The 23,095-nt window shown below is 71.7% G+C and carries 18 protein-coding genes; 14 read left to right on the forward strand and 4 right to left on the reverse strand.

The window, feature by feature from the left end:
• The first annotated feature begins 3 nt into the window (after positions 1-3).
• The 11 genes from NQZ70_RS21305 (at position 4) to NQZ70_RS21355 (ending at position 14,170) form a co-directional block, all read left to right on the forward strand.
• Positions 4-1,296 (forward strand): TRAP transporter large permease, encoded by a 1,293-nt coding sequence (locus tag NQZ70_RS21305; RefSeq protein ID WP_129575850.1) that lies wholly within the window; start codon positions 4-6, stop codon positions 1,294-1,296.
• Positions 1,297-2,028: 732 nt separating this feature from the next.
• Positions 2,029-3,558, forward strand: coding sequence for a carbohydrate porin (locus NQZ70_RS21310; protein ID WP_165374085.1), 1,530 nt, complete (start codon positions 2,029-2,031; stop codon positions 3,556-3,558).
• A 137-nt stretch (positions 3,559-3,695) separates the two neighbouring features.
• Complete coding sequence (locus tag NQZ70_RS21315; protein ID WP_237245483.1) at positions 3,696-5,036, forward strand: MFS transporter; 1,341 nt, start codon at positions 3,696-3,698, stop codon at positions 5,034-5,036.
• A gap of 5 nt (positions 5,037-5,041) precedes the next feature.
• A complete protein-coding gene (gene kduD / locus NQZ70_RS21320; protein WP_129575853.1) occupies positions 5,042-5,803 on the forward strand; it encodes a 2-dehydro-3-deoxy-D-gluconate 5-dehydrogenase KduD in 762 nt (253 codons plus the stop codon).
• Positions 5,804-5,814: 11 nt separating this feature from the next.
• A complete protein-coding gene (locus tag NQZ70_RS21325) occupies positions 5,815-6,903 on the forward strand; it encodes a sugar kinase (RefSeq protein ID WP_129575854.1) in 1,089 nt (362 codons plus the stop codon).
• 13 nt (positions 6,904-6,916) lie between these two features.
• Complete coding sequence (locus tag NQZ70_RS21330) at positions 6,917-7,588, forward strand: bifunctional 4-hydroxy-2-oxoglutarate aldolase/2-dehydro-3-deoxy-phosphogluconate aldolase (protein ID WP_129575855.1); 672 nt, start codon at positions 6,917-6,919, stop codon at positions 7,586-7,588.
• A gap of 24 nt (positions 7,589-7,612) precedes the next feature.
• The gene (locus NQZ70_RS21335; RefSeq protein ID WP_129575856.1) at positions 7,613-7,972 is read left to right on the forward strand and encodes a cupin domain-containing protein; all 360 of its coding nucleotides are present in this window, start codon (positions 7,613-7,615) and stop codon (positions 7,970-7,972) included.
• Positions 7,973-8,071: 99 nt separating this feature from the next.
• Complete coding sequence (locus NQZ70_RS21340) at positions 8,072-9,745, forward strand: pectate lyase (RefSeq protein WP_237245484.1); 1,674 nt, start codon at positions 8,072-8,074, stop codon at positions 9,743-9,745.
• Between the two features lie 387 nt (positions 9,746-10,132).
• Positions 10,133-11,302: a VWA domain-containing protein gene (locus tag NQZ70_RS21345; RefSeq protein ID WP_165374086.1), complete on the forward strand. Its 1,170-nt coding sequence runs from the start codon at positions 10,133-10,135 to the stop codon at positions 11,300-11,302.
• A 248-nt stretch (positions 11,303-11,550) separates the two neighbouring features.
• Positions 11,551-13,320: a serine/threonine protein kinase gene (locus NQZ70_RS21350; protein ID WP_272828957.1), complete on the forward strand. Its 1,770-nt coding sequence runs from the start codon at positions 11,551-11,553 to the stop codon at positions 13,318-13,320.
• A gap of 28 nt (positions 13,321-13,348) precedes the next feature.
• Positions 13,349-14,170: a hypothetical protein gene (locus NQZ70_RS21355; protein WP_129575857.1), complete on the forward strand. Its 822-nt coding sequence runs from the start codon at positions 13,349-13,351 to the stop codon at positions 14,168-14,170.
• Between the two features lie 1,099 nt (positions 14,171-15,269).
• Here the strand turns inward: NQZ70_RS21355 and NQZ70_RS21360 are convergent.
• Positions 15,270-16,625, reverse strand: coding sequence for a sigma 54-interacting transcriptional regulator (locus tag NQZ70_RS21360; protein WP_237245486.1), 1,356 nt, complete (start codon positions 16,623-16,625; stop codon positions 15,270-15,272).
• A gap of 78 nt (positions 16,626-16,703) precedes the next feature.
• Between NQZ70_RS21360 and NQZ70_RS21365 the strand changes: the two genes are divergently transcribed.
• Both NQZ70_RS21365 and NQZ70_RS21370 read left to right on the forward strand, forming a co-directional pair.
• Entirely contained in the window at positions 16,704-16,847 is a 144-nt protein-coding gene (locus NQZ70_RS21365) for a hypothetical protein (protein WP_165373704.1), read from the forward strand.
• On the forward strand, positions 16,844-17,563 hold the full coding sequence (locus NQZ70_RS21370) for a hypothetical protein (protein WP_207217910.1): 720 nt from the start codon (positions 16,844-16,846) through the stop codon (positions 17,561-17,563). The genes NQZ70_RS21365 and NQZ70_RS21370 overlap by 4 nt, the downstream gene beginning before the upstream one ends.
• Positions 17,564-17,612: 49 nt before the next feature.
• Here the strand turns inward: NQZ70_RS21370 and NQZ70_RS21375 are convergent, their stop codons facing one another.
• The 3 genes from NQZ70_RS21375 to NQZ70_RS21385 all read right to left on the reverse strand — a co-directional run bounded on the left by NQZ70_RS21375 (position 17,613) and on the right by NQZ70_RS21385 (position 21,766).
• Complete coding sequence (locus NQZ70_RS21375; RefSeq protein ID WP_237245487.1) at positions 17,613-18,686, reverse strand: pectate lyase; 1,074 nt, start codon at positions 18,684-18,686, stop codon at positions 17,613-17,615.
• A 380-nt stretch (positions 18,687-19,066) separates the two neighbouring features.
• Positions 19,067-20,173 (reverse strand): VWA domain-containing protein, encoded by a 1,107-nt coding sequence (locus NQZ70_RS21380; protein ID WP_129575858.1) that lies wholly within the window; start codon positions 20,171-20,173, stop codon positions 19,067-19,069.
• Between the two features lie 117 nt (positions 20,174-20,290).
• Positions 20,291-21,766 (reverse strand): polysaccharide lyase family 1 protein, encoded by a 1,476-nt coding sequence (locus NQZ70_RS21385; protein ID WP_237245488.1) that lies wholly within the window; start codon positions 21,764-21,766, stop codon positions 20,291-20,293.
• Between the two features lie 488 nt (positions 21,767-22,254).
• Here NQZ70_RS21385 and NQZ70_RS21390 point away from each other — a divergent pair, with 488 nt between their 5' ends.
• On the forward strand, positions 22,255-23,076 hold the full coding sequence (locus tag NQZ70_RS21390) for a Uma2 family endonuclease (RefSeq protein WP_129575859.1): 822 nt from the start codon (positions 22,255-22,257) through the stop codon (positions 23,074-23,076).
• Positions 23,077-23,095: the final 19 nt, after the last annotated feature.

Consider the following 23,095-nt stretch of genomic DNA (forward strand, 5'->3'; position numbering starts at 1 on the left):
GCCATGGAAATCCAAGTCCTCATCCTCGTCTTCAGCTTCTTCGCGCTGCTCCTCCTCAACGTGCCGGTCGCCGTCTGTATCGGCCTCTCCACGGTGCTGACGATCGCCTCGCTGGGCGACGTGCCCACGGCCTACATCGTGGCGCAGCGCATCTCGACCGGCATCGCCAGCTTCCCGCTGCTCGCCATTCCCTTCTTCGTCCTGTCTGGCCTGCTCATGGGCGAAGGGGGCATGGCCCGCCGGCTCATGGATTTCGCGAGCGCCGTGGTCGGCCGCTTCCACGGCGGCCTCTCGTACGTCAACACGCTGACGTGCATGCTCTTCGGGGCCGTCTCGGGCTCGGCGGCGGCGGCGGTCTCCTCCATCGGCGGCTTCATGATCCCCGAGATGGAGCGAAAGAACTACGGGAGGGAGTTCAGCGTCGCGCTGACCACGACCTCGGCCACCACCGGGCTGCTCATCCCCCCGAGCAACATCATGATCGTCTATGCCGTGGTCGCCGGGAATGTGTCGGTGGCCGCGCTGTTCCTGGCCGGCGTCGTTCCGGGCCTCCTCGTCGGCCTGAGCATCATGGTCGTGGCGTTCCTGGCCAACCGCAAGCAGCCGGTGGGCGTGAGCGAGAAGGTCCCGCTCCGCGAGGTCGCGCGGAGCTTCGCCCAGGCGATCCCCAGCTTGCTCCTGATCCTGATCGTCATGGGCGGGATCCTCGCCGGGGTGTTCACGGCGACCGAGGCCAGCGCGGTGTCGGTGGCCTACGCATTCCTGCTGGGGACGCTGTTCTATCGTGAGGTCAAGCTCAGGGACATGCCGCGTATCCTGCTCAAGTCCGCCAAGACCACGGCGGTGGTGATGATCCTGGTGGGGGCCAGCCAGGCCATGAGCTGGGTGCTCGCCTTCGAGCAGGTGCCCCAGAGCGTCAGCCAGGCGATGCTGGGGATCTCCCAGAGCCCGTTCGCGACGCTGCTCATCATCAACGTGCTCCTGCTCGTCGTGGGCACCTTCATGGACATGACGCCCGCGGTCCTGATCTTCACGCCCATCTTCCTCCCGGTCGTCATGGGGATGGGCATCGACCCGGTGCACTTCGGCGTCCTGATGGTCACGAACCTGTGCATCGGCCTGTGCACCCCGCCGGTGGGCACCTGCCTGTTCGTGGGCTGCGGCGTCGGCAAGACCACGATCGCGAGGGTGGTCCGGCCGATGCTGCCGATGTTCGCCGCCATGATCGTCGCGCTGATGCTCATCAGCTACGTGCCCCAGCTCTCGCTCTGGCTCCCGGCACAGTTCAACCTCTGAGGCGCGCCCCCGCGCCCGCCCCGCCCGCGTCGGCAGGGCGGGAAGGCCGCTCTCGACGCCGACACCGCCCCGCGCACCGCCGGAGGAGCTCCGCTCCGGCGCTCCTTCAAACCCCTCCTCGCATCGCAAGCTCATCGGGCGCTCGCGGCGCCCGCAGGCGCCCGTGCGCGACAGCGCCGCATCCTGCGCGCGTCAACCACGCTTGTCGCCTATGTCAACCCGTGGTTTACGGCGTCGCGCGGGAAGTCGCGTGTCGTTCAGGCGGAGCGCGCCACGTCATCGCCGGGGCGCCTCGGCGGCGCCGTGCGCTCGTGTCGAACCCGGCCCAAAGCGGCTGCGGACGAGCCCGGGCTCGGAGCGCCACATCGCACGTCGCGCGCGCCACGGCGCCGCGACGGTGCCGTGTGCCGTTGGCTCGTGGTTTGCAATCGAGCATGGACGCTGCCAGCGCACCACACGCGGAGCGAGCCACAAGGCGTGCTGTCGGGCGTCGCTCGCCTCGACGACGGCCCCGCTGATCGCGCAGGCGCAGGCCCAACCCTTCACGAGATCGGCGCACTCTTGAATTCCATCGTCAATCCCTGTTGCCAATCTGGGCATGATGTTCCGCGTGGCTCGCGATGCCGCGCGCGCTCGGCAGGCGGAGGCGCGGCCGCGCGATCTACCCGCTTCGCGAGCGCGCGCACCCTGGCCTGCGCGCTGCTCGGCGCCGCCCTCGGCGCGGCTCCCTCGGTGGCGAAAGGGCAGCCGCTGCCTCCTCCTACGGCGCCGGACCAGGCGCCCGAGGCGACGGACCCGCCCGCCGCGGCGGCGCCCGCCCAGGGCGCGGCTCCGGCGCCCGACGCCGGAGGTGCCGGAACCGCGGCCGTCCCCCCCTCCCAGCAGCCGGTGCAGAAAGAAGAGCCCTCCGCGCCGCCGCCCCCGGCCGAGAGCGGGTTCTTCTTCGGCGCCGTCAGCCGCGCCGTCGCCGCCACGGACGCCGAGCTCGGGCCGGGGCGCGACGCCGACATCGTCTTGAGGGGCTCGCGCCTCGACGAGTCCACGTTCATCCAGCTGGACCTGGAGCGGCAAGATTACTGGGAGTCCACCGGCGCCACCACGCGCGCCGCCGTCCGCCTCGTCGTGGACGGCCCGGTCCTCCATTACAACAACGCGCGGCCGTGGAACATCAACATGTCGGTGCGCAACGCCTTCGTCGAGGAGCGAGACCTCGGCGTCAAGGGGCTGTCCGTGTGGATCGGCTCGCGCCTCTACCGCGGTGACAACGCCGAGCTGCTCGATTTCTGGCCGCTCGACTGGCTGAACGCGCTGGGCGGGGGCGCCCGCTACGACCTGCCCTCGAAGCGCACGTACTTCGCCGCGCACGCCGGCGTCAACCGGCCGCTCACGCCGTATTATCTGCAGACGGTGGAGCGCGCGCCGGCGCTCAACCAGCCCGGCACGGCGAACGTCAACCTCCTCGATCGCCAGCGGCTCATCACCAGCTTCAAGGCGAGCCACACCGTTCCGGTCGGGGAGAAGGGCGGCGTCAAGGGCATCCTCTACGGCGAGCTGCACCAGCTGCCGTCGGGCACGCGCGAGACGGCGGAGGCCGGCGTCTACGAGCGGCTGCCGCGCGACTCCGGGTACGTCATCGGCGCGCAGATCAGCCCGTTCACCGGCGTGGACAACGGGCACCTGCACCTGTTCCTCCGCTACGCGGGCGACCTCGCGGCGTACGGCGAGTTCGGCGCCCCCTCGCAGCCCGCGCCGGACGGCACCGCGTCCGGCGCGCACGAGCTCATGTTCACCATGAGCGGCAACTACGAGACGGGGAAGCTCGGCCTGATGGCCGCGGGATACGTGCGCTCGTTCCGCAACGCCAGCGAGCAGTTCGATTTCGCCGATCTGGACGAGGGCATCTTCGTCGTGCGGCCGCACTATTACATCCGCGACTGGGGGGGCATCGCCGTCGAGGGCTCGTACCAGGCGCAGCGGCGCGGGCGGGTCCCGCCGCCGGCCGACCCCGCGGCGCCGGGCGCGCACCCCGGAGCCAGCCACCACAGCGCGAGCCTCGTGCGCTTCGGGCTCGTGCCGTTCCTGAACGCGGCGGGCAAGGGCGACTTCAAGCGCCCGCAGTTCCGCTTCATCTGGCTCGTGACCCGGCGCGACGAGGGCGCGATGGCCCTTTATCCGCAGGACGACGTGTTCAGCAAGCGCACGTGGGAGCACTTCTTCGGCCTGAACGTCGAGTGGATCTTCAAGGCGAGCCCGGCGTTCTGACGCAGAGCTCGCGTCCTCCGCCAGCTCGCGCCGTGAGACTGGATTCAACGTAATGGCTCTGAACAAACAAAGAGATGAGGAACTTCAAGTCATGAGCTGCCGACCGCTCGCAAGGACGTGGGGAGGTGCCCATGGTCATGAAACCTGATGTCGCCGCGAGCGCTCCTCCGCTGCACGCGGGGGCCGAGCGGAGCTCCGGCGACGACGCCGCGGCGGTCGTCCTCACCGGCGTCGGGCGCTACCGCTGGGTGATCTGCGCCCTCCTGTTCACCGCCGCGACGATCAACTACGTCGATCGCCAGGTGCTGGGCGTCCTGAAGACGACGCTCCAGAAGGACCTCGGCTACAACGATATCGATTACGGCAACATCGTCACGTCGTTCCAGGCCGCCTACGCCATCGGGATGCTGACGATGGGCCGCCTCATGGACCGCATCGGGACGCGGCGCGGCTTCTCGTTCGCCGTCGGGTTCTGGAGCCTGGCGGCGGTGGGGCACGCGCTCGTCGGCAGCGCCGGCGGGCTCTCGGCGGCCCGGTTCGCCCTCGGCGTCGGCGAGGCCGGGATGTTCCCGGGCGCCCTCAAGACGATCGCCGAGTGGTTCCCGAAGAAGGAGCGCGCGCTCGCGACCGGGCTGTTCAACTCCGGCACCAACATCGGCGCGATCGTGTGCCCCCTCGTGGTGCCGTGGATCGCGGTGACCTGGGGCTGGCGCGCCGCGTTCGCGCTGACCGGCGCGATCGGGGCGCTGTGGATCGTCGCCTGGCTGATCCTCTACACCCCCCTCGCGCAGAACCCGCGCGTCTCGCCGGCGGAGCGCGCGTACATCACGAGCGAGCCGTCGCCGGCGCCGGGCAAGATCGGCTGGCTCACCCTCGTCCCGCACCGCCAGACGTGGGCGTTCGCGATCGGCAAGTTCATGACCGATCCGTTCTGGTGGCTTTACCTGTTCTGGGTCCCCGACTTCCTCAACCGCAAGCACGGGCTGAACCTGCTCCAGATCGGGCCGCCGCTCGTCACGATCTACCTGCTCTCCGACGTGGGCAGCATCGCCGGCGGCTGGTTCTCCTCGACGCTGATGCGCCGCGGCTGGACGGCGAACGCGGCGCGCAAGACCGCGATGCTCGTGTGCGCGCTCGGCGTCGCGCCCGTCTTCCTCGCGACGCGCACCGACTCGCTGTGGGTGGCCGTGCTCCTGCTCGGCCTCGCCACCGCGGCGCACCAGGGCTTCTCGGCGAACCTGTTCACGCTCACCACCGACATGTTCCCGTCGCAGGCCGTCGGGTCGGCCGTCGGGCTCGGCGGCATGGCCGGGGCCATCGGCGGCATGCTCATCGCGCAGATCGCCGGCCACGTCCTGCAGCTCACCGGGAGCTACTCGATCCTCTTCGTCATGGCGGCGTCCGCGTACCTCCTCGCGCTCGCCATCATTCATGTGCTCGTGCCGCGGCTCGAGGCCGCGCGATTGAACCAAGGATAGTTAGTATGACGAACGAACCGTTTCGTTTGGACGGCAAGGTCGCGCTCGTGACGGGCTCGGCCGTGGGGATCGGCGCGGCCATCGCGACGGCGCTCGCGGCCGCGGGCGCGGACATCGCCTGTCACGGCAAGGACGAGCCGGGCGAGGCCACGATGGAGGCGGCGCGGAGGCTCGGGCGGCGCGCGATCGGGACGGCCGCGGATCTGGCCGATCGCGCGGCGCACGAGGAGCTCATCCGGAGGACGAAGGCCGAGCTCGGGCGCCTCGACATCCTGGTGAACAACGCGGGTCTCATCCGGAGGTCGCCGGCGGTCGAGTACTCCGACGAGGATTGGGACCTCCTCCTCGAGGTCAACCTGACGTCCGCGTTCCGGCTGTCGCGCATCGCCGGCAAGCACATGCTCGAGCAGGGGTCGGGCAAGATCGTCAACATCGCGTCGCTGCTCTCGTTCCAGGGCGGGATCCTGGTCCCCGCCTACGCCGCGTCCAAGGGCGGGATCGCGCAGCTGACCAAGGCGCTCGCGAACGAGTGGGCGGCGAGGGGCGTCAACGTGAACGCGATCGCGCCCGGCTACATCGCGACGGACAACACGGCCGCGCTCCGGGCCGACGAGGCGCGCAGCCGCCAGATCCTCGAGCGCATCCCCGCCGGCCGGTGGGGCGAGGCCAGCGACATCGCGGGGGCGGCGCTCTTCTTGTGCGCCGAGGCGAGCAAATACATCCACGGCCACGTGCTGGTCGTCGACGGCGGCTGGATGAGCCGTTGAGGAGCGGGAAGATGCAGATTCGCAATGCAAAAGGATGTGCGTGGGATCAGGTGAGCCTCGGTGAGGTCATGCTGCGCCTCGACCCGGGCGAGCGCCGCGTCCACACGACGCGGACGTTCGACGTCGGGGAGGGCGGGGGAGAGTACAACGTGGCGCGCGGGCTCCGGCGCTGCTTCGGGCTCCGCACCGCCATCGTCACGTCGCTCGCGGACAACGCGGTCGGCCGGCTCATCGAGGATCTGATGCTCCAGGGCGGGGTCGACACGTCGCTGCTGCGCTGGGTCGATTACGACGGCGTGGGCCGGGAGGTGCGCAACGGCCTCAACTTCACCGAGCGCGGCTTCGGGCCGCGGGCCGCCGCCGGGTGCTCGGACCGCGGCCACAGCGCCGCGTCCAGGCTGAAGCCGGGCGACCTCCCGTGGAAGACCATCTTCGGCGAGCGCGGCGCGCGCTGGTTCCACACGGGCGGCATCTTCTGCGCCCTGTCGGAGGCGGCCGGCGGCGTGGCGCGCGAGGCCATGGAGGTCGCGCGCGAGCACGACGTGCGGATCTCCTACGACCTCAACTACCGGCCCTCGCTGTGGAAGAACTTCGGCGGCCAGCAGAGGGCGCGCGAGGTCAACCGGGCCCTCATGCCGTACGTCGACTGCGTGTTCGGGAACGAGGAGGATTTCGTCGCCGGCCTCGGATTCGAGATCTCCGGCGTGGACACGAGCTACAGCCAGCTCGACACGAGCGGGTTCCGCCGGATGATCTCCGAGGTCGTCGCGGCGTACCCCAACATCTCGGTCGTCGCCACGAGCCTCCGGACGGCCAAGACCGCCAGCGTGAACGGCTGGGGCGGCATCCTGTACTACAAGGGCGAGTTCTACGAGGTCCCCCAGCGAGACATCGAGATCCTGGACCGCGTGGGCGGCGGCGACTCGTTCGCCTCGGGGATCATCTACGGCCTCCTGGCCGATCAGGGCCCGCAGTGGGCGCTCGAGTGCGGCGTGGCGCACGGGGCGCTGGCGATGTCGACCCCGGGGGACACCTCGATGGCGTCGCTCGCCGAGGTGCGGCGGGCCATGGGCGGCGGCGGCGCGCGGATCGAGCGGTGACGAGGGTAGAACCATGAACCGAGAGCAAGTCGTCCGCCGTATCGAGGAGATCGGCATCGTCCCCGTCGTGCGCGCGCCGAGCGGAGAGCTCGCCGTGCGGGCCGCTCGCGCGCTCCGCGCGGGCGGCATCGAGGTCATCGAGATCACGATGACGGTCCCCGACGCGCTGTCCGTCATGCACGAGATCGCCTCCCGCATGGGGCGCCACGTCCTCGTCGGCGCGGGCACGGTGCTCACCGCGGACGCAGCCCGCGGGTGCATCGAGGCCGGCGCCGAGTTCATCGTGAGCCCGGGGCTCAACCTGGAGGTCATCCGCGCGGCGCACGACCTCGGCAAGGCGGTCTTCCCCGGTGGGCTCACGCCGACCGAGGTGATCACCGCGTGGAGCGCCGGGGCCGACGCGGTGAAGGTGTTCCCGTGCTCGGCGATGGGCGGCGCGAAGTACCTGCGCGCCCTGCGCGCGCCGCTGCCGGACGTGAAGATGCTGCCCACCGGCGGGGTCAACCTGACGACCGCCAGGGACTTCATCGAGGCCGGCGCCGTGGCGCTCGGGGTCGGCGGGGAGCTCGTGGACGCCGCGGCGCTCGCCGCGGGCAAGGACGAGATCCTCACGGAGCGCGCGCGAGAGTTCATGTCGGTGGTGAGCGCCGCGCGGGCCGAGCTCAAGGGCGGCGCGCGGGCCTAGCCGTATCGAGGAAGAAGAAGAACCATGAGCAGCCTTCAAAAGAGAGACGTCCCGAGCCTCATGCGCGTGCGCAGCCGCGAGGTCGTGTTCTTCACGCCCGAGCCGGGGCTCAAGCGCCGCATCCTGGCCCACAACGCGAACATGATGCTCGTCGAGCACCACATGGAGATCGGCTGGGCCGGCGCGCGCCACAGCCACCCGCACGATCAGCTGGTCTACGTCATCTCCGGACACCTCAAGTTCTCGTGCGCGGACGAGGAGTTCGAGGTGCGCGCCGGGGACAGCTTCGTGGTCCGCGGGGGCGTCGAGCACCAGGCCTGGGCGTTCGAGCCGAGCGTCGTGCTCGACGTGTTCACGCCGGCGCGCGAGGACTACATGCCCTGAGCGCAGGGCCCGGCCAGCGTCTCGAGTTCACCATCCACAATGATGTCTTATCGACGGGCCCTGCGACCGACGAGGCGGGCCCGTGCGTCCGAGGAACCTATGAAACGTAGAACGTTCGCGATGTCGATTCTATTGCCCGTCGTGCTGGCCGCCTGCGGCGAGGACAGCGACCCGGGCCCCGGCCCGGGCCCCAGCCCGGAGGTGCCGCCCGAGATGGCGCCGTACTACGAGGCGATGAAGCGCGCGGCCACCTTCATGAGCGAGAAGGTCGCGTACAAGGGGGGGTACGTGTGGAGCTACCTCCCCGATCTCTCCCAGAGCTGGGGCGAGATGGAGGCGTTTCGCACCATGCTGTGGGTGCAGCCGCCCGGCACGCCGTCGATGGGTCACGCCTACCTGGACGCCTACCACGCGACCGGCGACGAGCTCTTCTACAAGGCCGCCGAGCAGGTGGCGCTGGCCCTGATCGAGGCCCAGCACGAGGCCGGCGGCTGGAACTACATCCACGACTTCGCGGGCGAGGAGTCGCTCAAGAGCTGGTACACGAAGATCGGCCAGAACGGATGGCGGCTCGAGGAGTTCCACCACTACTACGGCAACGCGACGTTCGACGACGCCGGCACCGCCGTGGCCTCGCAGCTCCTCCTGCGCATGTACCTCGAGAAGAAGGACGAGCGGTTCCGCGGGCCGCTCGAGAAGGCGATCAGCTTCGTCACCACGGCCCAGTACCCGGGGGGCGGCTGGCCGCAGCGCTTCCCGCTGATGAGCAAGGAGGAGGGCGTGCCCGACTACACGAGCCTCGTCACCTTCAACGACGACGTGGCCGGGGAGAACGTCAAGTTCCTGATCATGTGCCGCATGGCGCTCGGCCAGCCTCAGCTGCTCGACAACATCGAGCGCGCCATGGACAACTTCGTCGCCATGCAGCAGCCCGCGCCGCAGCCGGCGTGGGGTCTGCAGTTCACGCTCGAGGGCGAGCCGGTGGGCGCGCGCACGTACGAGCCCACGGCGCTGACCACGCACACGACGGCCAACAACATCCAGCAGCTCCTCAATTTCTACGAGCTGACCGGGGACGAGAAATACATCGCCCGCGTGCCCGAGGCGCTGGACTGGCTGGATAAGGTCAAGCTCACGCCGGAGCTCATCGAGCTCTTCCCCGATCGCACGCACCCCACGTACATCGAGATCGGGACCGACGTTCCGCTCTACGTCCACCGGCGCGGCTCGAACGTCGTCAACGGCGAGTATTACTTCGACAAGGACCCCGAGAAGCCGATCGGCCACTACGGGCAGGCGCGCAAGCTCGACATCGCCGCCATGCGCAAGCGCTACGACGAGCTGAAGGCCAAATCGCCCGAGGAGCTGACGGCGGGCTCGCCCCTGAAGACCGACGAGCCGGCGGAGCTGCCGAAGTACTTCTCGCTGCGCGAGGTGTCGCTCAGCGATCTCTACGTCGGCCGCGCGATGACGACCACGCCGGTGACCGAGGCGGATGCGCAGAAGGTCGTCAGCGAGCTCAACCAAGAGGGCTACTGGCCGGTCAAGCTCACGTACATCACCAACCCCCCCATCGGCCCGGGCACCGCGGAGCCTTATCTCGAAGACACCTACGCAACGACGCACGTCGGTGACCTGAACGACACCTCGCCCTACGAGCCGAGCAAGGCGCCGGCGGGGTACCCGCCCAAGGAGGCGCCGACGGGCATCACCGTGGAGAGCTTCATCAAGAACATGGGCGTCCTCATCGCCTACGTCGCGCCCGTGCAGTGAGCGCCCGAAGGCGGCCGCCATCGCCCCGTACCCGCTGGCGCCGCGTCGCCCAGGTTCGCTCCTGATGGGATGAGAAGGAACCGCAGAGGCACAGAGGACACAGAGGGAAGAGAAGAGAGTTGAAAGTTCTCTCTCTTTCTTTCTCTCTCAATCTCTCTTCCCTCTGTGCCCTCTGCGCCTCGGTGGTTCAATCTCCTTCATGACGGTCCGCGGCCTCGACGGGGACAACAACGTCGGCAACATCACCGTGAAGAGCTGCATCGAAGCCACAGGCTCCCGCGCCCTGGCACCCGGCGTGCTTCGGAGGCCCGGGACCACGCGCCATCCCGGTGACTCGATGCCTGCGGCGCGAGGGCGGGACGCGGTGGTGCAAGGAGCCGACGACGTATGAAATTGCTTCCAGTTGCCATGGCGGTGCTGAGCGTGGCTGCGGTCGGGCTCGGGTGCGGCAGCAGCCCGAGCGATGGCGGAGAGGGCGAAGGGGCGAGCTCCGGCGGGAGCTCCAGCGGGGAGGGGGGCTCGTTCGACATCGGCGGCGGGCTCGGGCCAGGATCGAGCGGCGCGGGCAGCGGCAGCCCCGCGGGCGGCGGAGCGTGCGCGACCCAGACGGCGGCGGCGTCGCTCCAGCCGGTGTACCTGGCCTTCGCGTTCGACGTGTCGGGCAGCATGGGCAAGGGCGACAAGAAGTGGCACGACAAGTCGCTCAAGTGGGATCCCGTGGTCGCGGCGACCCGGCAGTTCTTCGCGGATCCCGGGTCCGAGGGGCTCACGGCGTCGCTCACGTTCTTCCCGGCCGAGGACGACAGGTGCTCGGCGGAGATCTACGCGACGCCGGACGTGCCGCTCACGCCGCTGCCCTCTCCGGCGTTCGGCGCGGCGCTCGACGCGATCGAGCCGGCGACGTCGAGCGACTGGCGCGGCGGCACGCCGACCGCGTGGGTGATGCGCGGCACGAGCGCGCTCATCGAGGCGCAGCGCCAGCAGAACCCCGGGAAATACGCGATCGTGCTCGTGACGGACGGTTACCCGCAGGGCTGCGACGAGGCCTCCGACACGATCGACGCCGTCGTCGCCGACGCCCGGGCGGCGCTCGCGGACAGCATCCTGACGTACGTCATCGGGGTCGAGAACCCGCCGATCGACGGCGCGCCGGACACGCTCGACGACCTGCACGAGATCGCGGCCGCGGGCGGCACGGAGGGCGCCGTCCTCATCGACACCGGCGATCCCTCGCAGACCACGGCCGCGTTCAAGGCGGCCATCGAGCGGATCCGCAGCGCCGCGGTCTCGTGCACGATGGCGATCCCGCTCCCCCCCGACGGGAGCAGCTTCGACAAGGAGAAGGTCCGCGTCGTCTACACGGACGGCGCGAACGCGGCCACGGAGCTCGCGTACGATCAGGGCTGCGCGACCGAGGGAGCCTGGCGCTACGACGAGCCCGCGAGCCCGACGCAGATCGTCCTCTGCGTCGACACGTGCACGACGGTCCAGGCGGACGCGGCGGCGCAGCTGAGCGTCGACTTCACCTGCGAGAGCGTGATCGAGGTCCCCCTGTAGCCGGACGCCGCCGCGCGAGCGCCGCGCGCCCGATCCGCCGCCGCGCCCGATCCGTGTCAACCGTGCGTTGACACTGTGGACGCACGCAGTTGCACCTCCATCGATCTCACCTCGGCCGAGCGCGGATCCGACGCGCCGCGCGCACGCAAGCGGTTGTCCGCGGCGGTGCCCGGCGTTCCCGCCGTCGACCGTGCGGGCGCATGTTACCGTCCAGCAACGCTGCCGAGATGTTGTAAAACAGAGCGACGATGGAAGCGGCTCAGGAGCGCGAGCGGAGGACCCTGGATCGATACACGCTCCACGGCGTGATCGCCTCCGGGGGGATGGCGTCCGTCCACTTCGGTCGGCTCGTCGGCGCCCATGGCTTCGCGCGCACCGTCGCGATCAAGCGCCTGCACCCGCAGTTCGCCCGGGATCCCGAGTTCTCGTCGATGCTGCTCGACGAGGCGCGGCTCGCGGTGCGCATCCGCCACCCGAACGTCGTCACCACGCTCGACAGCGTCCAGGCCGACGACGAGCTCTTCGTGGTCATGGAGTACATCGCGGGCGAGTCGCTCTCGAGCCTGCTGCGCGAGGCTGGCAGGCAAGGGCAGAAGGTGCCGCAGCCGGTCGGCTCGGCCATCGTCGCCGGCGCGCTCGCGGGCCTGCACGCGGCGCACGAGGCGACCGACGAGGACGGCGCCCCGCTCCAGATCGTCCACCGCGACGTGTCGCCGCAGAACATCCTGGTCGGCGAGGACGGGATCGCGCGCGTGCTCGACTTCGGCATCGCGCGCGCGGCGGTGCGGAGCCAGGTGAGCCGCGTCGGGCAGCTCAAGGGCAAGCTCAGCTACATGGCGCCGGAGCAGCTCCGCGGCGCGCCCCTGAACCGGCGCGCCGACATCTACGCTGCCTCGGTGGTCCTGTGGGAGGTGCTCACCGGGCGGCGGCTGTTCACCGGAGAGTGCGACGCGGAGATCTACGGGCGGATCCTCGAGGGCGTGGTCCAGCCGCCGAGCGCGTACGGCGAGGTGCCGAGGGCGCTCGACGAGGTGGTGCTCCGGGGGCTCGAGAAGGACCCCGAGCGGCGCTACGCGACCGCGCTGGAGATGGCGGCCGCCCTGGAGGACGCGCTCTCGCCGGCGAGCCCGCGCGCGGTCGGGGCGTGGGTCGAGGCGACGGCGGGGCCGCTGCTCGAGGCGCGGGCGAAGAGCCTCGCCGCGATCGAGACGTCGCAGCGGAGCGCGATCGCGGCGCAGCGGGGCGTGGCCCCGGCGCCGCGGGGCGCGGCTCCGGCGCTGCCGCCGTCGGGCCCCGCCGCCGTGGACCGGGCGCCGCCGCGGGAGATCGACACGCGCCCGGCGCTGCCGGCGGGGCACCGCGCGCGCGCGGCGCGGGCCTCGGTGACGGTCGCGACGATGACGAGGACGGTCGAGGACATGGCGCGGCCGGTGGCGTCCGCGCTCGCGACGCCGATCGCGGCGGCGGGTCCGGCGCGGCGGGTGAACGCGCAGCTCGTCCGCGCGTCGACGCTGGCGTTCGGGGCCGCCGCGCTCCTGCTCGCGGTGGTCGTCGGCAGGGGCTGTGGCGCGCGGCCGGAGGCCGCGCCGGACGAGCGCGCCGGCGTCGGCGAGCCCTCGGGCGAGCCCTCGGCGCCCGCGAGGGTCTCGGCGCCGGCCATCGCGTCGGCGCCGGCGCCGGAGGCCTCTGGGGCCGCCGAGGGCTCTGGGGCCGCGCCGGAGGCCTCTGGGGCCGCGCCGGAGGCCTCTGGGGCCGCGCCGGAGGCCTCTGGGGCCGCGCCAGGGGCCTCTGGGGCCGTGCCGGAGGCGCCCGCCACGAGCGCGCCCGCAGCGGCGCCCGCGGCCTCCGCGAGCGCCCCCACGGAGGCCGCGTCGGCCACGCGCGCGGCCGCCCCGGACCGCGCCGCGGGGGGGCGCACTGCGGCCCCGGCGCGCAGCGCGCGGCCGCGGTCGCGCTGCGTGCCCCCCTACTACCTGGACGGCGACGGCATCCGGCGGATCAAGCGTGAGTGTCTGTGACGGACGGAAGCGTGTAGCCTGCGCTGCGATGAAACGGGGCCTCCTCGTCGCCTTCGTCGCAGCCGTCACGCTCCTCGCGGGCTCGCGCGCCCGCGCTCAGGGCGTGGGAGAAACGTGCGCGGCCTCGTACGAGCAGGCGCAGCAGCTCGTCCGCGACCGGGCGCTGCGGCGCGCCCGCGCCGAGCTCCGTCTGTGCGTGAGCTCGTGCCCGGCGACGCTCGCCCGCGACTGTCAGAGCTGGAGCGAGCAGGTCGAGCGCGACATGCCCAGCGTCGCGCTGTCGACCACGTCCGCGGACGGCCACGCGCCGGGCCGCGTGCGCGTGCTCCTCGACGGCGCGCCGCTCGTCGAGGCGCTCCCGAAGGATCCGATCGAGCTCGATCCCGGGCGCCACACGCTGACCTTCGAGGACGCGGCGGGGACGCGCGTCGTCACCGTGGTCACCGTGTCGCCGGGCGACAAGGCGCTGCCGATCGCGGTGCGCTTCCCCGCGGCCGCGCCGCCGGCCGGGGCGCGCGGCGGCGCGGCGCCGGTGCGGCAGCGCTGGCCGCTCGTGCTCGCCGGCGCCGGCGCGGTGGCGCTCGGCGTGGGCGCGTTCCTCGGCATCAAGGGGCACGTCGACCGGAGCGAGCTCCGCAGCAGGTGCGCGCCCGGGTGTACGGCGGACGAGGTCGAGGCGATCGACACCCTCTGGACGGCCGCCGCCATCAGCGCCGGCGCGGGGCTCGTCGTCGCGGGGGTCGGCGCGGTGCTGTATTTCCAGCTCGATCCGGTCGTCCCCGTGGCGCCGGCCACGGGCTCCGCCCTGCTGCCGGACGGCGCTGCGCTCTCGCTGCGCGGCTCGTTCTGAGCGCCCTCGCCCGGGGCGCCGTGAAACCGGATGCGGAGTTCAGAGAAGGAGTGTCGCCAGGATCTCCGCGATGTGAAGCTCGAATGGCTCGATGCTCACGATGCGACGGACGGCGGACCGATCGACCATGCGCGGAGGTCTGCAAAGGGGTGTGTTCGCAGGGTACTGCCGAGGCCAAGAGAGGCCGAAGAGGACTCCGCCCACCTCGATTCGAGCGCTTCGAGGGGATCCATCCCCACGAGCCACCCCTTGAGCACAGGATGGCGGCCAGCGCCGCGGATGCGAGGCGGCTCAGGCGTCCGCTGAAATTCGGCGAAAATCGATTCATGGAAGAGGACCGCAAGGGCGCAAGGGACGCAAGGTGAAGAGGAGAATACAATTCCATCTCTGTCCCGTTGCGCCTCTTGCGCCCTTGCGGTCTCTCCCGTTGCTGGAACGCGCGCCGCTCCGCTGCCAACCCCGCAACCCGAGCAGCCGACGGATCGCATCGTGAACGACTCGTGAACGACCCGGGCCGCAGCGTCCGCCGCGCGTCCCCCTGCGGCCTCGACGTGAGAGTGCGCGCCCGGATCCTGTCCTGTGCGCAGAGGCTGCGCGCCTGCACGGTGCCGCCGCCCTGCTGCTGCCTGCCGCCGTCCCTGCTGCGCCGCCCCGCCGCCCTCCTTCGCATCTCCCGACCGCCTCCTACGCCGCCCCGCTGCGCTCCTGCGCGTCCCCCGCCGCGCTCCTACGCGTCCCGCGACACCCTGCTGCGCCGCCCTGCCGCGCTCCTGCGCGTCCCCCGCCGCGCTCCTGCGCATCCCGCGACACCCTGCTGCGCCGCTCCGCCGCGCTCCTGCGCCGCCCCCGAATCCCTCCTGCGCAGCCCTCGGAGTGTCCTTTGTTACAACTGCGCGCCTCCTGCGCCGCCCCCGAGCTCCTCCTACACGGCCCGTGGAGTAGCCTTCGTTACAGTTGGACGGCTCCTGCGCAGCGCCAGCCCCCTCCTGCGTGCCCCTGCCGGCTCTCGAGCGCGGGGCTCGACGGCATCGCGCTCACCTCGCGGAGCTCCCCGAACCTCACCGTCCACGGCCTGGGGAGCCGCCCGCCGCGCGCCCCGTCAGCCCTTGCTGCGGATGCCGTAGCGCTCCATCAGCCGGTGGACGAGCTGCCGGGAGACGCCCATCGACGCGGCGGCGCGCGCGACGTTGCCGCCGCTGTCCCGCAGCTTCATCGCGATGAACGTCCGCTCGAACTGCTCGACGACCATGTCGCGCGCCTCGCGGAGCGGCAGCGAGGCGAACTGGACGACGCCCATGTCGGCGGGCCGCGGCGCCACCTTGACGATCGCCTCCTCGGCGAGGTGCGGGAAGAGCACGAGCCGCGCGACCGTGTTGCGGAGCTCGCGCACGTTGCCCGGCCAGTGGTGCCCGCGGAGCAGCTCCAGCGCGTTCGGGGGCAGATCGGCGAGCGCTCGCGGCGGCACCTGCGCCGCGAGGAAGCGCTCGACCAAGAGCGGGATGTCCTCCTTGCGCTCGCGCAGCGGCGGCACCACGGCCTCGACCACGGCGAGCCGGTAGTAGAGGTCCTCGCGGAACGTGCCCGCGCCGATGCGGCCCTGGAGGTCCCGGTGCGTGGCGGCGATGACGCGGGCGTCGAAGGACGTGTACGCGGCGGCGCCGATGCGGCGCACCTGGCGGGCCTCGAGGGCGCGCAGGAGCTTCGGCTGGAGATCGAGCGGGAGCTCGCCGATCTCGTCGAGGAAGAGCGTGCCGCCGCTCGCCTCCTCGAGCAGGCCGGCGCGCGCGGCCTGGGCGCCGGTGAAGGCGCCCTTCGTGTAGCCGAAGAGCTCGGCCTCGATGAGGTTGGGGGCGACGGCGCTGCAGTCGAACACGACGAACGGGCCGCCGCTGCGCGGGCTCGCCTCGTGGATGGCGCGGGCGAGGACCTCCTTGCCCGTGCCGGACTCGCCGAGGAGGAGGATGGTCTCGGACGTGGCCGCGGCGCGCTCGAGGCGGGCGAAGAGCGCGCGCATCGGGACGCTGCTGCCGAGGGCCTCGCCGAAGCTGGCCGAGGTGGAGAGCGGGACGACGACCGGGGCGCCGCCGACGCGCACGGTGAGCGGGACGCCGCCCAGCGAGGCGACGGCGCCCGGCGTGAGGAAGCCCTCGACGATCAGGACGTCGTTGATGAACGTGCCGTTCTTGCTGCCGAGGTCGGTGAGGGCGATGCCGCGCGGCGTGAACCGGAGCTGGCAGTGGCGGCGCGACACGCGGGAGTCGGGGATGACGACATCGCACTCGCCGCTCGTGCCGAGGACGAGCGGCGCGACGCCGAGGGTGGCCTCGATCGGCGGGCTCTTCTGGGGGCTGACGAAGACGCGCAGGTCCGGGAGCTCGACCGCGTCGCTGCGGAGGGTCGTGATCGTCCGGGTGGGGTCGTGCATTGAACGGGCGGCGAGGGGGAGGGTCAGCATCTCCGAATTCCTGGCGGATTTCCAGCGCGCGGTGCGCCCCGGGCGCTGAACGGCCCGCGCCGGGGTATCCTCGCGCCGATGCTCGAGCTCACGCCGGCCGAGGCCAAGACCCTGTCCCAGTGCGTCACCCGCTCCACGCGCCACGCGAAGGCCACGGAGAAGGGCCGCATCGCCACGTGCGACGGGGAGCTGTTCCGCCCCGAGGACCTGGTGCTCGCGTGACCGCTCCCGCGAGGCCGGGCGGCGCGGGCGCGGCGAGCGAAGCGGGCGAGGCGCCCGCGGGCGCGGCCGAAGAGGCGCGCGCCGACGCGGACGCCGGCGGCGCGCCGCCGGAGGCGCCGGGCGGGCTCGTCCTACCGGAGCCGCTGTGGAGCGCCGTGCGCGCGGCCTACGGCGAGCCGGGGCGCGCGTACCACGACCTGGCCCACGTGCGCGAGGTGTTGCGCCGGGTGGCCGAGGTCGGCCGCGACGTCGGCTGGCGGCGGCCGCGCGAGGTGTTCCTGGCCGCGCTCTTCCACGACGCCGTGTACGCGCCCGGCCGCCGCGACAACGAGGAGCGCAGCGCCGAGCTCGCGCGCGAGGCCGTCGCGCGCTGGCTCCCCGGCGAGGGGCTCGACGAGGGCCTCATCGCGCGGCTCATCCTGCTCACCGCGCGCCACGGATCGCTCGCGCCCGCGGACGTGGGCGAGGACGAGGCGCTGTTCCTCGACTGCGACATGGCCATCCTGGGCAGCGACGCGGCGGCGTTCGACGCGTACGACCGGGCGATCGCCGCGGAGTACGGCGCCGTGCCGCCCGAGCGCTACGCCGCGGGCCGGCGCGCCTTCTTCGAGCGGCTGCTCGCGGCGGAGCACATCTTCCTGTCGCCGTATTTCCGGGGGCGCCTCGAGGCGCGCGCGCGCGACAACCTGCGCCGCAAGCTCGGGGTGGGGTCGTAACGGAGCGGGGCAGAGCGGAGCGGGCGCCGCCGCTCGCGCGGTTGCGCGCTCACCAGCTCTTGATGTCGCTCTTGCTCACGTGGCACGTGGCGGTGTTCCACTGGCTCGCGCCGCCGTGGAGCTTCTCCGACTCGCCCATGTGGTCGGTGACGGCCCGGTACTCCTGGCAGATCTTCGGCTTGTCGTCCCGCTCGTTGTATCCCCCCTTGACGTAGAGGTTCGTGATCGTGACCGTGTCCCCGTAGTTCTGGTTCGCGCCCGCGACCGTCGTCTTGACCTTGTCCACTCGGACGTTGTCGAGGATCAGGTTGCGCGGGCCGCCGTTGGCGGTGCAGTCGCCGCAGGAGCGCCAGAGCTTCCCGAAGTCGGCGATGTACGAGTTCGTGACGATGGTCGTGGAGCCGCCCTTGGCGTTGTGCTGGAAGATCTTGTCGGCGGAGTGCAGGGCGATCGAGCTGTTGATCCGCATCGTCGCGCCGTCCTTGCTGTTGGTCGCCGCGTCCTCGCAGACGTCCTCCCAGTAGACGTGATCGAGGGTGCAGTCGCCCTTGCAGACGATGCCGTTGCCGGCGGGCAGGCCGCCCGCGATGATGAGGTTCTTGACGGTGACCCCGTCCTCGACCTCGAACACCGTCTTCTGGCCCTCGCCGTCGTCGCAATCGGCGGTGTTGTTCACGCCGATCTTCTGGTTGTTGAAGTCGTAGACGTTCTGCCCGCCGTTGGCGGCGTTCTTCAGCACCGTCGTCTGGGTCCTGATCTCGCCGGCGCCGTTCGTGGGCGTCGGGATCTCCATCGGGATCTCGTCGCCGAGCGGCTCCTCGCCGCCCGCGCCGCCGGTGCCGCTGCCCGTGGTGCTCGCGGCCGTGCTGCTCGCGGCCGTGGTGCTCGCCGACGTGCTGCTCGCGGCCGTGGTGCTCGCCGACGTGCTGCTCGCCGACGTGCTGCTCGGGCTGCCGCCGCCGCCGCCGCTCCCCGTGGTCGTGCTCCCGCCGCTGGCGATGGCGCTGCTGCTCGAGCTGCTGCCCCCTTCGCCGTCGTCCGGCGTCGCCGCGTCGTCCGAACAGCCGAGCTGGAAGGCGCCGGCGGCGCCGAGCACGAGCAGCAAAGTGAAAGCTGACTTCAATCCGAATCTCATCTCGCTACCTCTCTTCTGGATTCACGATGGACGACCCGCGTCCTGGAGCGCGTGCACGACGCCGGCCGGCGCCCGTCGATCTCTCGACGCAACCCCGTCGAGGGGGCAATCACGAAACCACGCTCCACGTCGTCGAGCGGGCCGCGCGGTCGAAGCGGTCTACGCGGTCCGCGGTCGGCGGTCGGCGGTCGGCGGTCGGCGGTCGGCGGTCGACGAGAATGCAAGCGGCGATCCAGGGGGCGCCGCGGGGCGTCGGGCTGCGGCGCGGGCGTGGGTTGCGGCCTCCGTGTCAACGCGGGGTCGACACCGGTTGACGATCGCGGTTGACGCGCCGGCGCTCCGCGCGCGGGCGGAGCGCGCCCGGCGGCTCAGTAGATCGGGTCGTCCTTGCAGCCGAAGATCACCTTGACCGAGCCGGCGCCGCTGCTCGCCACCTGCTCGCACGCGGCGCCGTACAGCTGGATGGTCGTCATGTCGGGCCCCGTGTAATTCCAGCCGTTCATCCCCGTGGTGTCCTGCATGACCGCCTGATCCCCGACGAACACGCCGACGTGGTCCGGGTTCGGCGGGGGCGCGCTCAGCGGGAACAGGCAGGTCGAGACCTCTCCCGTGATCGTCAGCAGCGACGTCACGAGCTCGTCCTTCGTGGCCGCGAGGTAGAACTTGGGCGCGAGCGGATCCGGGTCCGCTCGCGGCTCGAGCCCCGCGACGGCGAGGCCGTTGAGCGCCTTCACCTTGCTCTGCTGCGAGGCGATCCCGACCACGAACGTGTGGAAGCCGGCGGCGGCGGCGTTCGTCACCGCCTGCACCGCGAACTCGTCCGAGTCGCTCTTGGGGCACGACGGGTCGCCGTCCGTCGCCAGCAGGATGTATTTGGGGTCGTCGTTCTGGATCGATCGCAGGTACTCGACCGCCTCGTTGATGGCGTCGCCCGTGGGCGTGCCGTCCCCCTCGGGGGTCGTGCTCGAGATCGCCTGGTTCACCGTGGGCGCGTTGTTGTCCGAGATCGGGATCAGGATATCGCGCGGGAAGCTCTCCTCCGTGCACGAGCCTGTCCTGTCGCCCTGCGGGAACACCTTCAGGCCCCAGGAGGCCGCCTCGTTCGTCGCCGCGATCACCTCCTGCAAGGCGGGCACGACGAGCTCCCATTTCGTCGGCGTGCCCTCGTCCCCGCTCGGATCGTCCTGCATCGACGCGGAGCGGTCGAGGACCAAGAGGATGCTGGCCGGCCTGCGCTCGACATCGAAGTTCTGCCGCCCGCAGTCCACGCTCTCGCCGGGGTCCGCGTCGGGGTCGAGGTCTCCCGGAACGCCGCCCGGGTCTTCGGTCCCGTCGCCGTACCCGGGCTCGACGGGGCTCGGCTCGCCCGAGCTCGGCTCGCCGCTGCTGCTGCTGCTGTCGCTTTCGATGCCCGACGCACAGCCGGAGAGCGCTGCCAACACGACGACGGAATAGATCGATGATCCTCTCAGCATGATGCCTCCTGGTAGCGGAATCCTGGTGACGTCACCGAGCGACCACCGCGAGGCCGCTGCTCGTGGGGAGCGGCAGCCTCGCGCGCCGGGGCTCGGCGACGGCGCGGGCGACGCCCGCTATTCGAGCTCGTCGGCGAGGCGCTCGAGCCAGCCCTCGATGTCCTCGGCCGGGACGACCAGCGGCCGCGCGGTCGGCGCTGCCGTCGGGTAGCCCCCCACCTCGTCCTGGCTGTCCACGAGCATGCCGCCGCCGGACACGACCTCTGCGACGATGCGCAGATCGACCTCGTCGCGCTCCCTGGGCCGCGCGCCCGCGTGCGCGAGCACCGCGTCCAGGACCGACGCCGCGGGCATCGCCACGAGGCCCTCGGGCCACGCGGGCTTCTCGGGGAGGACGACGATCTGCGGGGAGGCGATGGGCGCCGCTGCGCCGAGGGTATCCACGGCGATGTTGTCCTCGATGTAGGCGGATCCCATCGAGTTGGTGCCCACCATCGGGAGCCCTGGAATCGTGCTCACGCCGTGCCGCATGTAGTTGCCGACGATGCTGACCCTGGGGGGTTCGGGCGTGACGCCCGAGCTCTCCCACTCCCGGACGACGGGGCCGAGCCGCATGGCCCATTTGCCGGGGTCATAGACGACGTTGTTCACGATCGCCCCGGTCGCGAACCCCTTGTACCAGGGGTTTCGCTCGTTGTTGTGGGCGTAGAGATTGCCGACGACGGTGACGTCGGTGCAGTGATCGTGCACGAGAGTGCCCATCGAGTGGGAGCCCTTCTCGTGGATCGACTCGGCGAGCCCTTCGGCGATGATGTTGTTGCTGAGGGTGACGCGGCGCGAGGTGCCGGCGGGGCCGTCGAAGCGGGGGCCGGAGACCGACAGGTTCTCGTCGACGCCCCAGGCCACCGAGCAGTGGTCGATCACGATGTCGTGCGCCGAGGCGCCGTCGGTCGTGACGTCGGGCTCGAACCCGGACGCCGGCGCGGCGCCGGCGTCGCCCATGCGGAAGCGGAGGTGCTGGATCCGCACGTCGTGCGTGCTGATCCTCATCCCGCCGCGGATCAGCGTGATGCCCGGCGAGGGCGCGGTCTGGCCGGCGATCGTGACGAACGGCTCGGTGATATCGAGTCGGGCCCTGTTCAGATCGATGATCCCGCCGACCTCGAACACGATGATGCGTCGGCCAGGCGCCTCGATCGCCTCGCGCAGCGACCCCGGGCCGTCCGCGTCGAGGGTCGTCACCTTGATCACCGTGCCCGCGTCCTCGACGGGTCCCGAACCACCGGCGCCGCCCGAGCCGACGATGGCCGAGCCGCCCGCTCCGCCGTGGCCGCTCGAGGCCGCGCCGCCGCCCTGGCCGCCCGCACCGGTGCCAGCGCCGCTGCCGCTGCCGCCCGCGCCCGAAGCGCTGCCGTGGCCGACCGAGGTCGCGCCGCCGCCTTGCCCGCTCGTGCTGCCCGGGCTGCCGCCGCCGCCTCCAGTGCCGCCCTGTCCGGCTGCGTCCTCGCTCGGCCCGGGCGAGCTCGCTGCGCCGGAGCAGCCGACCAGCACCGCGCAACCCAGGAGGACCAACGAGAGAACAGCGCCTTTCATGAACACATCCTTTCTAGTCGAGCCACCGCACCCGGGCGCTCCAGGCGCCGAGCTCGGGCCGGCAACCGCCGCTCACCGCGGCTCACCGTCGCCGCGCTCGATGCGCGCGCGGCCCGGCGCATCGCGCAGCCCAGACCACGCGTGAGGTGCCGGCCGCCGGACCGCGGCGCCGCACCTCGTTCGTGATGGGGCGACAAGCAATGTCGGTGCCGCCTCCTCCGAGCCGCCCGCCGGCGGGCATTCCCGCCCGCTGGAAGCCGCGCTCACGGCGCCAGAGCCGTTGTCGCGGCGCGCCGTGAGCTCGCCCAGTCAACCGCGGGTTGACGTGCTTGACGGCGCCGACGCACGCCGGCGGCAGTCCGGCGCGGGGCGCCCGGGGCCTTGCCCGCCGCGGCTGCGTTTGGTGCTAGGGTCCTGGCATGGTTCACCCCGCCTCCGAAACGCCTCGCCCTCCGCTGGTGGCGCCGACGGAAGAGGAGTGGCGCGCCATGACGCCCGCAGAGCGCGAGCGGCTGCTGGTGGGGATCCTCGAGAGCCTGTCGGACCCGCGGAGCGCGATGGCCGAAGGGCGTCCTCACCAGAAAGCCAAGGGGCGGGCGATCGACATGCTGACGCTGCACTTCGGCTCGACGGGCCGCGTCATCTATCTGGCCGAGGAGCTGGCGGTGCTCTACCCGGGCGAAGACGTCTTCGTCCCGGATATCCTCGCGGTGCTGGACGTCCCGCAGCCCGAGGACGACCCGCGAATGGCCTGGGTGGTGGCGGAGGAGGGCAGAGGCCTGAGCCTCGTCCTCAAGGTGCTCCACCAGGGCGATAGAAACAAGGATCTCGTCGCGAACGTCGAGCGCTACGCGCGGCTGCGCATCCCGGAGTATTTCGTGTACGACCGGCTGCGGCAGCAGGTCCACGGCTACCGCTTGCCAGGCCCGGATGCGCCGCGCTACCAGCGCATCGTGCCGCAGATGGGACGTTACTCATCGGCGGTGCTGGGCCTCGATCTGGCCGTCAGCGGCGGCAAGCTCCAGTTCTTTTACGGCATGGCCGAGCTGTTCGGCTCCGCCGACCTCATCGATCGGCTCCAGGGAATGATGAGCGATCTGGAGACGAGAGCCGAGCAGGCCCAGGCGCAGGCCGAGCAGGCCATGCTGGGCCTGAGGGAGGCGCTCCTGGCGGCGCTGGAGATGCGCGGGCGCCCGTGTCCGGAGCCGGTGCGCGCTCGCGTGCTGTCCTGTCAGGAGCCGGCGATGCTGCACCGCTGGCTGATGCGCGCGATGAGCGAAAGCTCCCTCGACGACGTCTTCGCGGAGTAGCGGGGCCCAGCGAGCCCGC

It is taken from the genome of Sorangium sp. So ce836 (assembly GCF_028553905.1).
GTDB lineage: Bacteria > Myxococcota_A > Polyangia > Polyangiales > Polyangiaceae > Sorangium > Sorangium cellulosum_D.

Coding starts and splice junctions, on each gene's coding strand:
- NQZ70_RS21390 (WP_129575859.1), top strand. CDS start 22,255: ATGACGCCCGCAGAGCGCGAGCGGCTGCTGGTGGGGATCCTCGAGAGC.
- NQZ70_RS21330 (WP_129575855.1), top strand. CDS start 6,917: ATGAACCGAGAGCAAGTCGTCCGCCGTATCGAGGAGATCGGCATCGTC.
- NQZ70_RS21325 (WP_129575854.1), top strand. CDS start 5,815: ATGCAGATTCGCAATGCAAAAGGATGTGCGTGGGATCAGGTGAGCCTC.
- NQZ70_RS21340 (WP_237245484.1), top strand. CDS start 8,072: ATGAAACGTAGAACGTTCGCGATGTCGATTCTATTGCCCGTCGTGCTG.
- NQZ70_RS21360 (WP_237245486.1), bottom strand. CDS start 16,625: ATGCTGACCCTCCCCCTCGCCGCCCGTTCAATGCACGACCCCACCCGG.
- NQZ70_RS21345 (WP_165374086.1), top strand. CDS start 10,133: ATGAAATTGCTTCCAGTTGCCATGGCGGTGCTGAGCGTGGCTGCGGTC.
- NQZ70_RS21350 (WP_272828957.1), top strand. CDS start 11,551: ATGGAAGCGGCTCAGGAGCGCGAGCGGAGGACCCTGGATCGATACACG.
- NQZ70_RS21355 (WP_129575857.1), top strand. CDS start 13,349: ATGAAACGGGGCCTCCTCGTCGCCTTCGTCGCAGCCGTCACGCTCCTC.
- NQZ70_RS21305 (WP_129575850.1), top strand. CDS start 4: ATGGAAATCCAAGTCCTCATCCTCGTCTTCAGCTTCTTCGCGCTGCTC.
- NQZ70_RS21315 (WP_237245483.1), top strand. CDS start 3,696: ATGAAACCTGATGTCGCCGCGAGCGCTCCTCCGCTGCACGCGGGGGCC.
- NQZ70_RS21380 (WP_129575858.1), bottom strand. CDS start 20,173: ATGCTGAGAGGATCATCGATCTATTCCGTCGTCGTGTTGGCAGCGCTC.
- NQZ70_RS21335 (WP_129575856.1), top strand. CDS start 7,613: ATGAGCAGCCTTCAAAAGAGAGACGTCCCGAGCCTCATGCGCGTGCGC.
- NQZ70_RS21365 (WP_165373704.1), top strand. CDS start 16,704: ATGCTCGAGCTCACGCCGGCCGAGGCCAAGACCCTGTCCCAGTGCGTC.
- kduD (WP_129575853.1), top strand. CDS start 5,042: ATGACGAACGAACCGTTTCGTTTGGACGGCAAGGTCGCGCTCGTGACG.
- NQZ70_RS21385 (WP_237245488.1), bottom strand. CDS start 21,766: ATGAAAGGCGCTGTTCTCTCGTTGGTCCTCCTGGGTTGCGCGGTGCTG.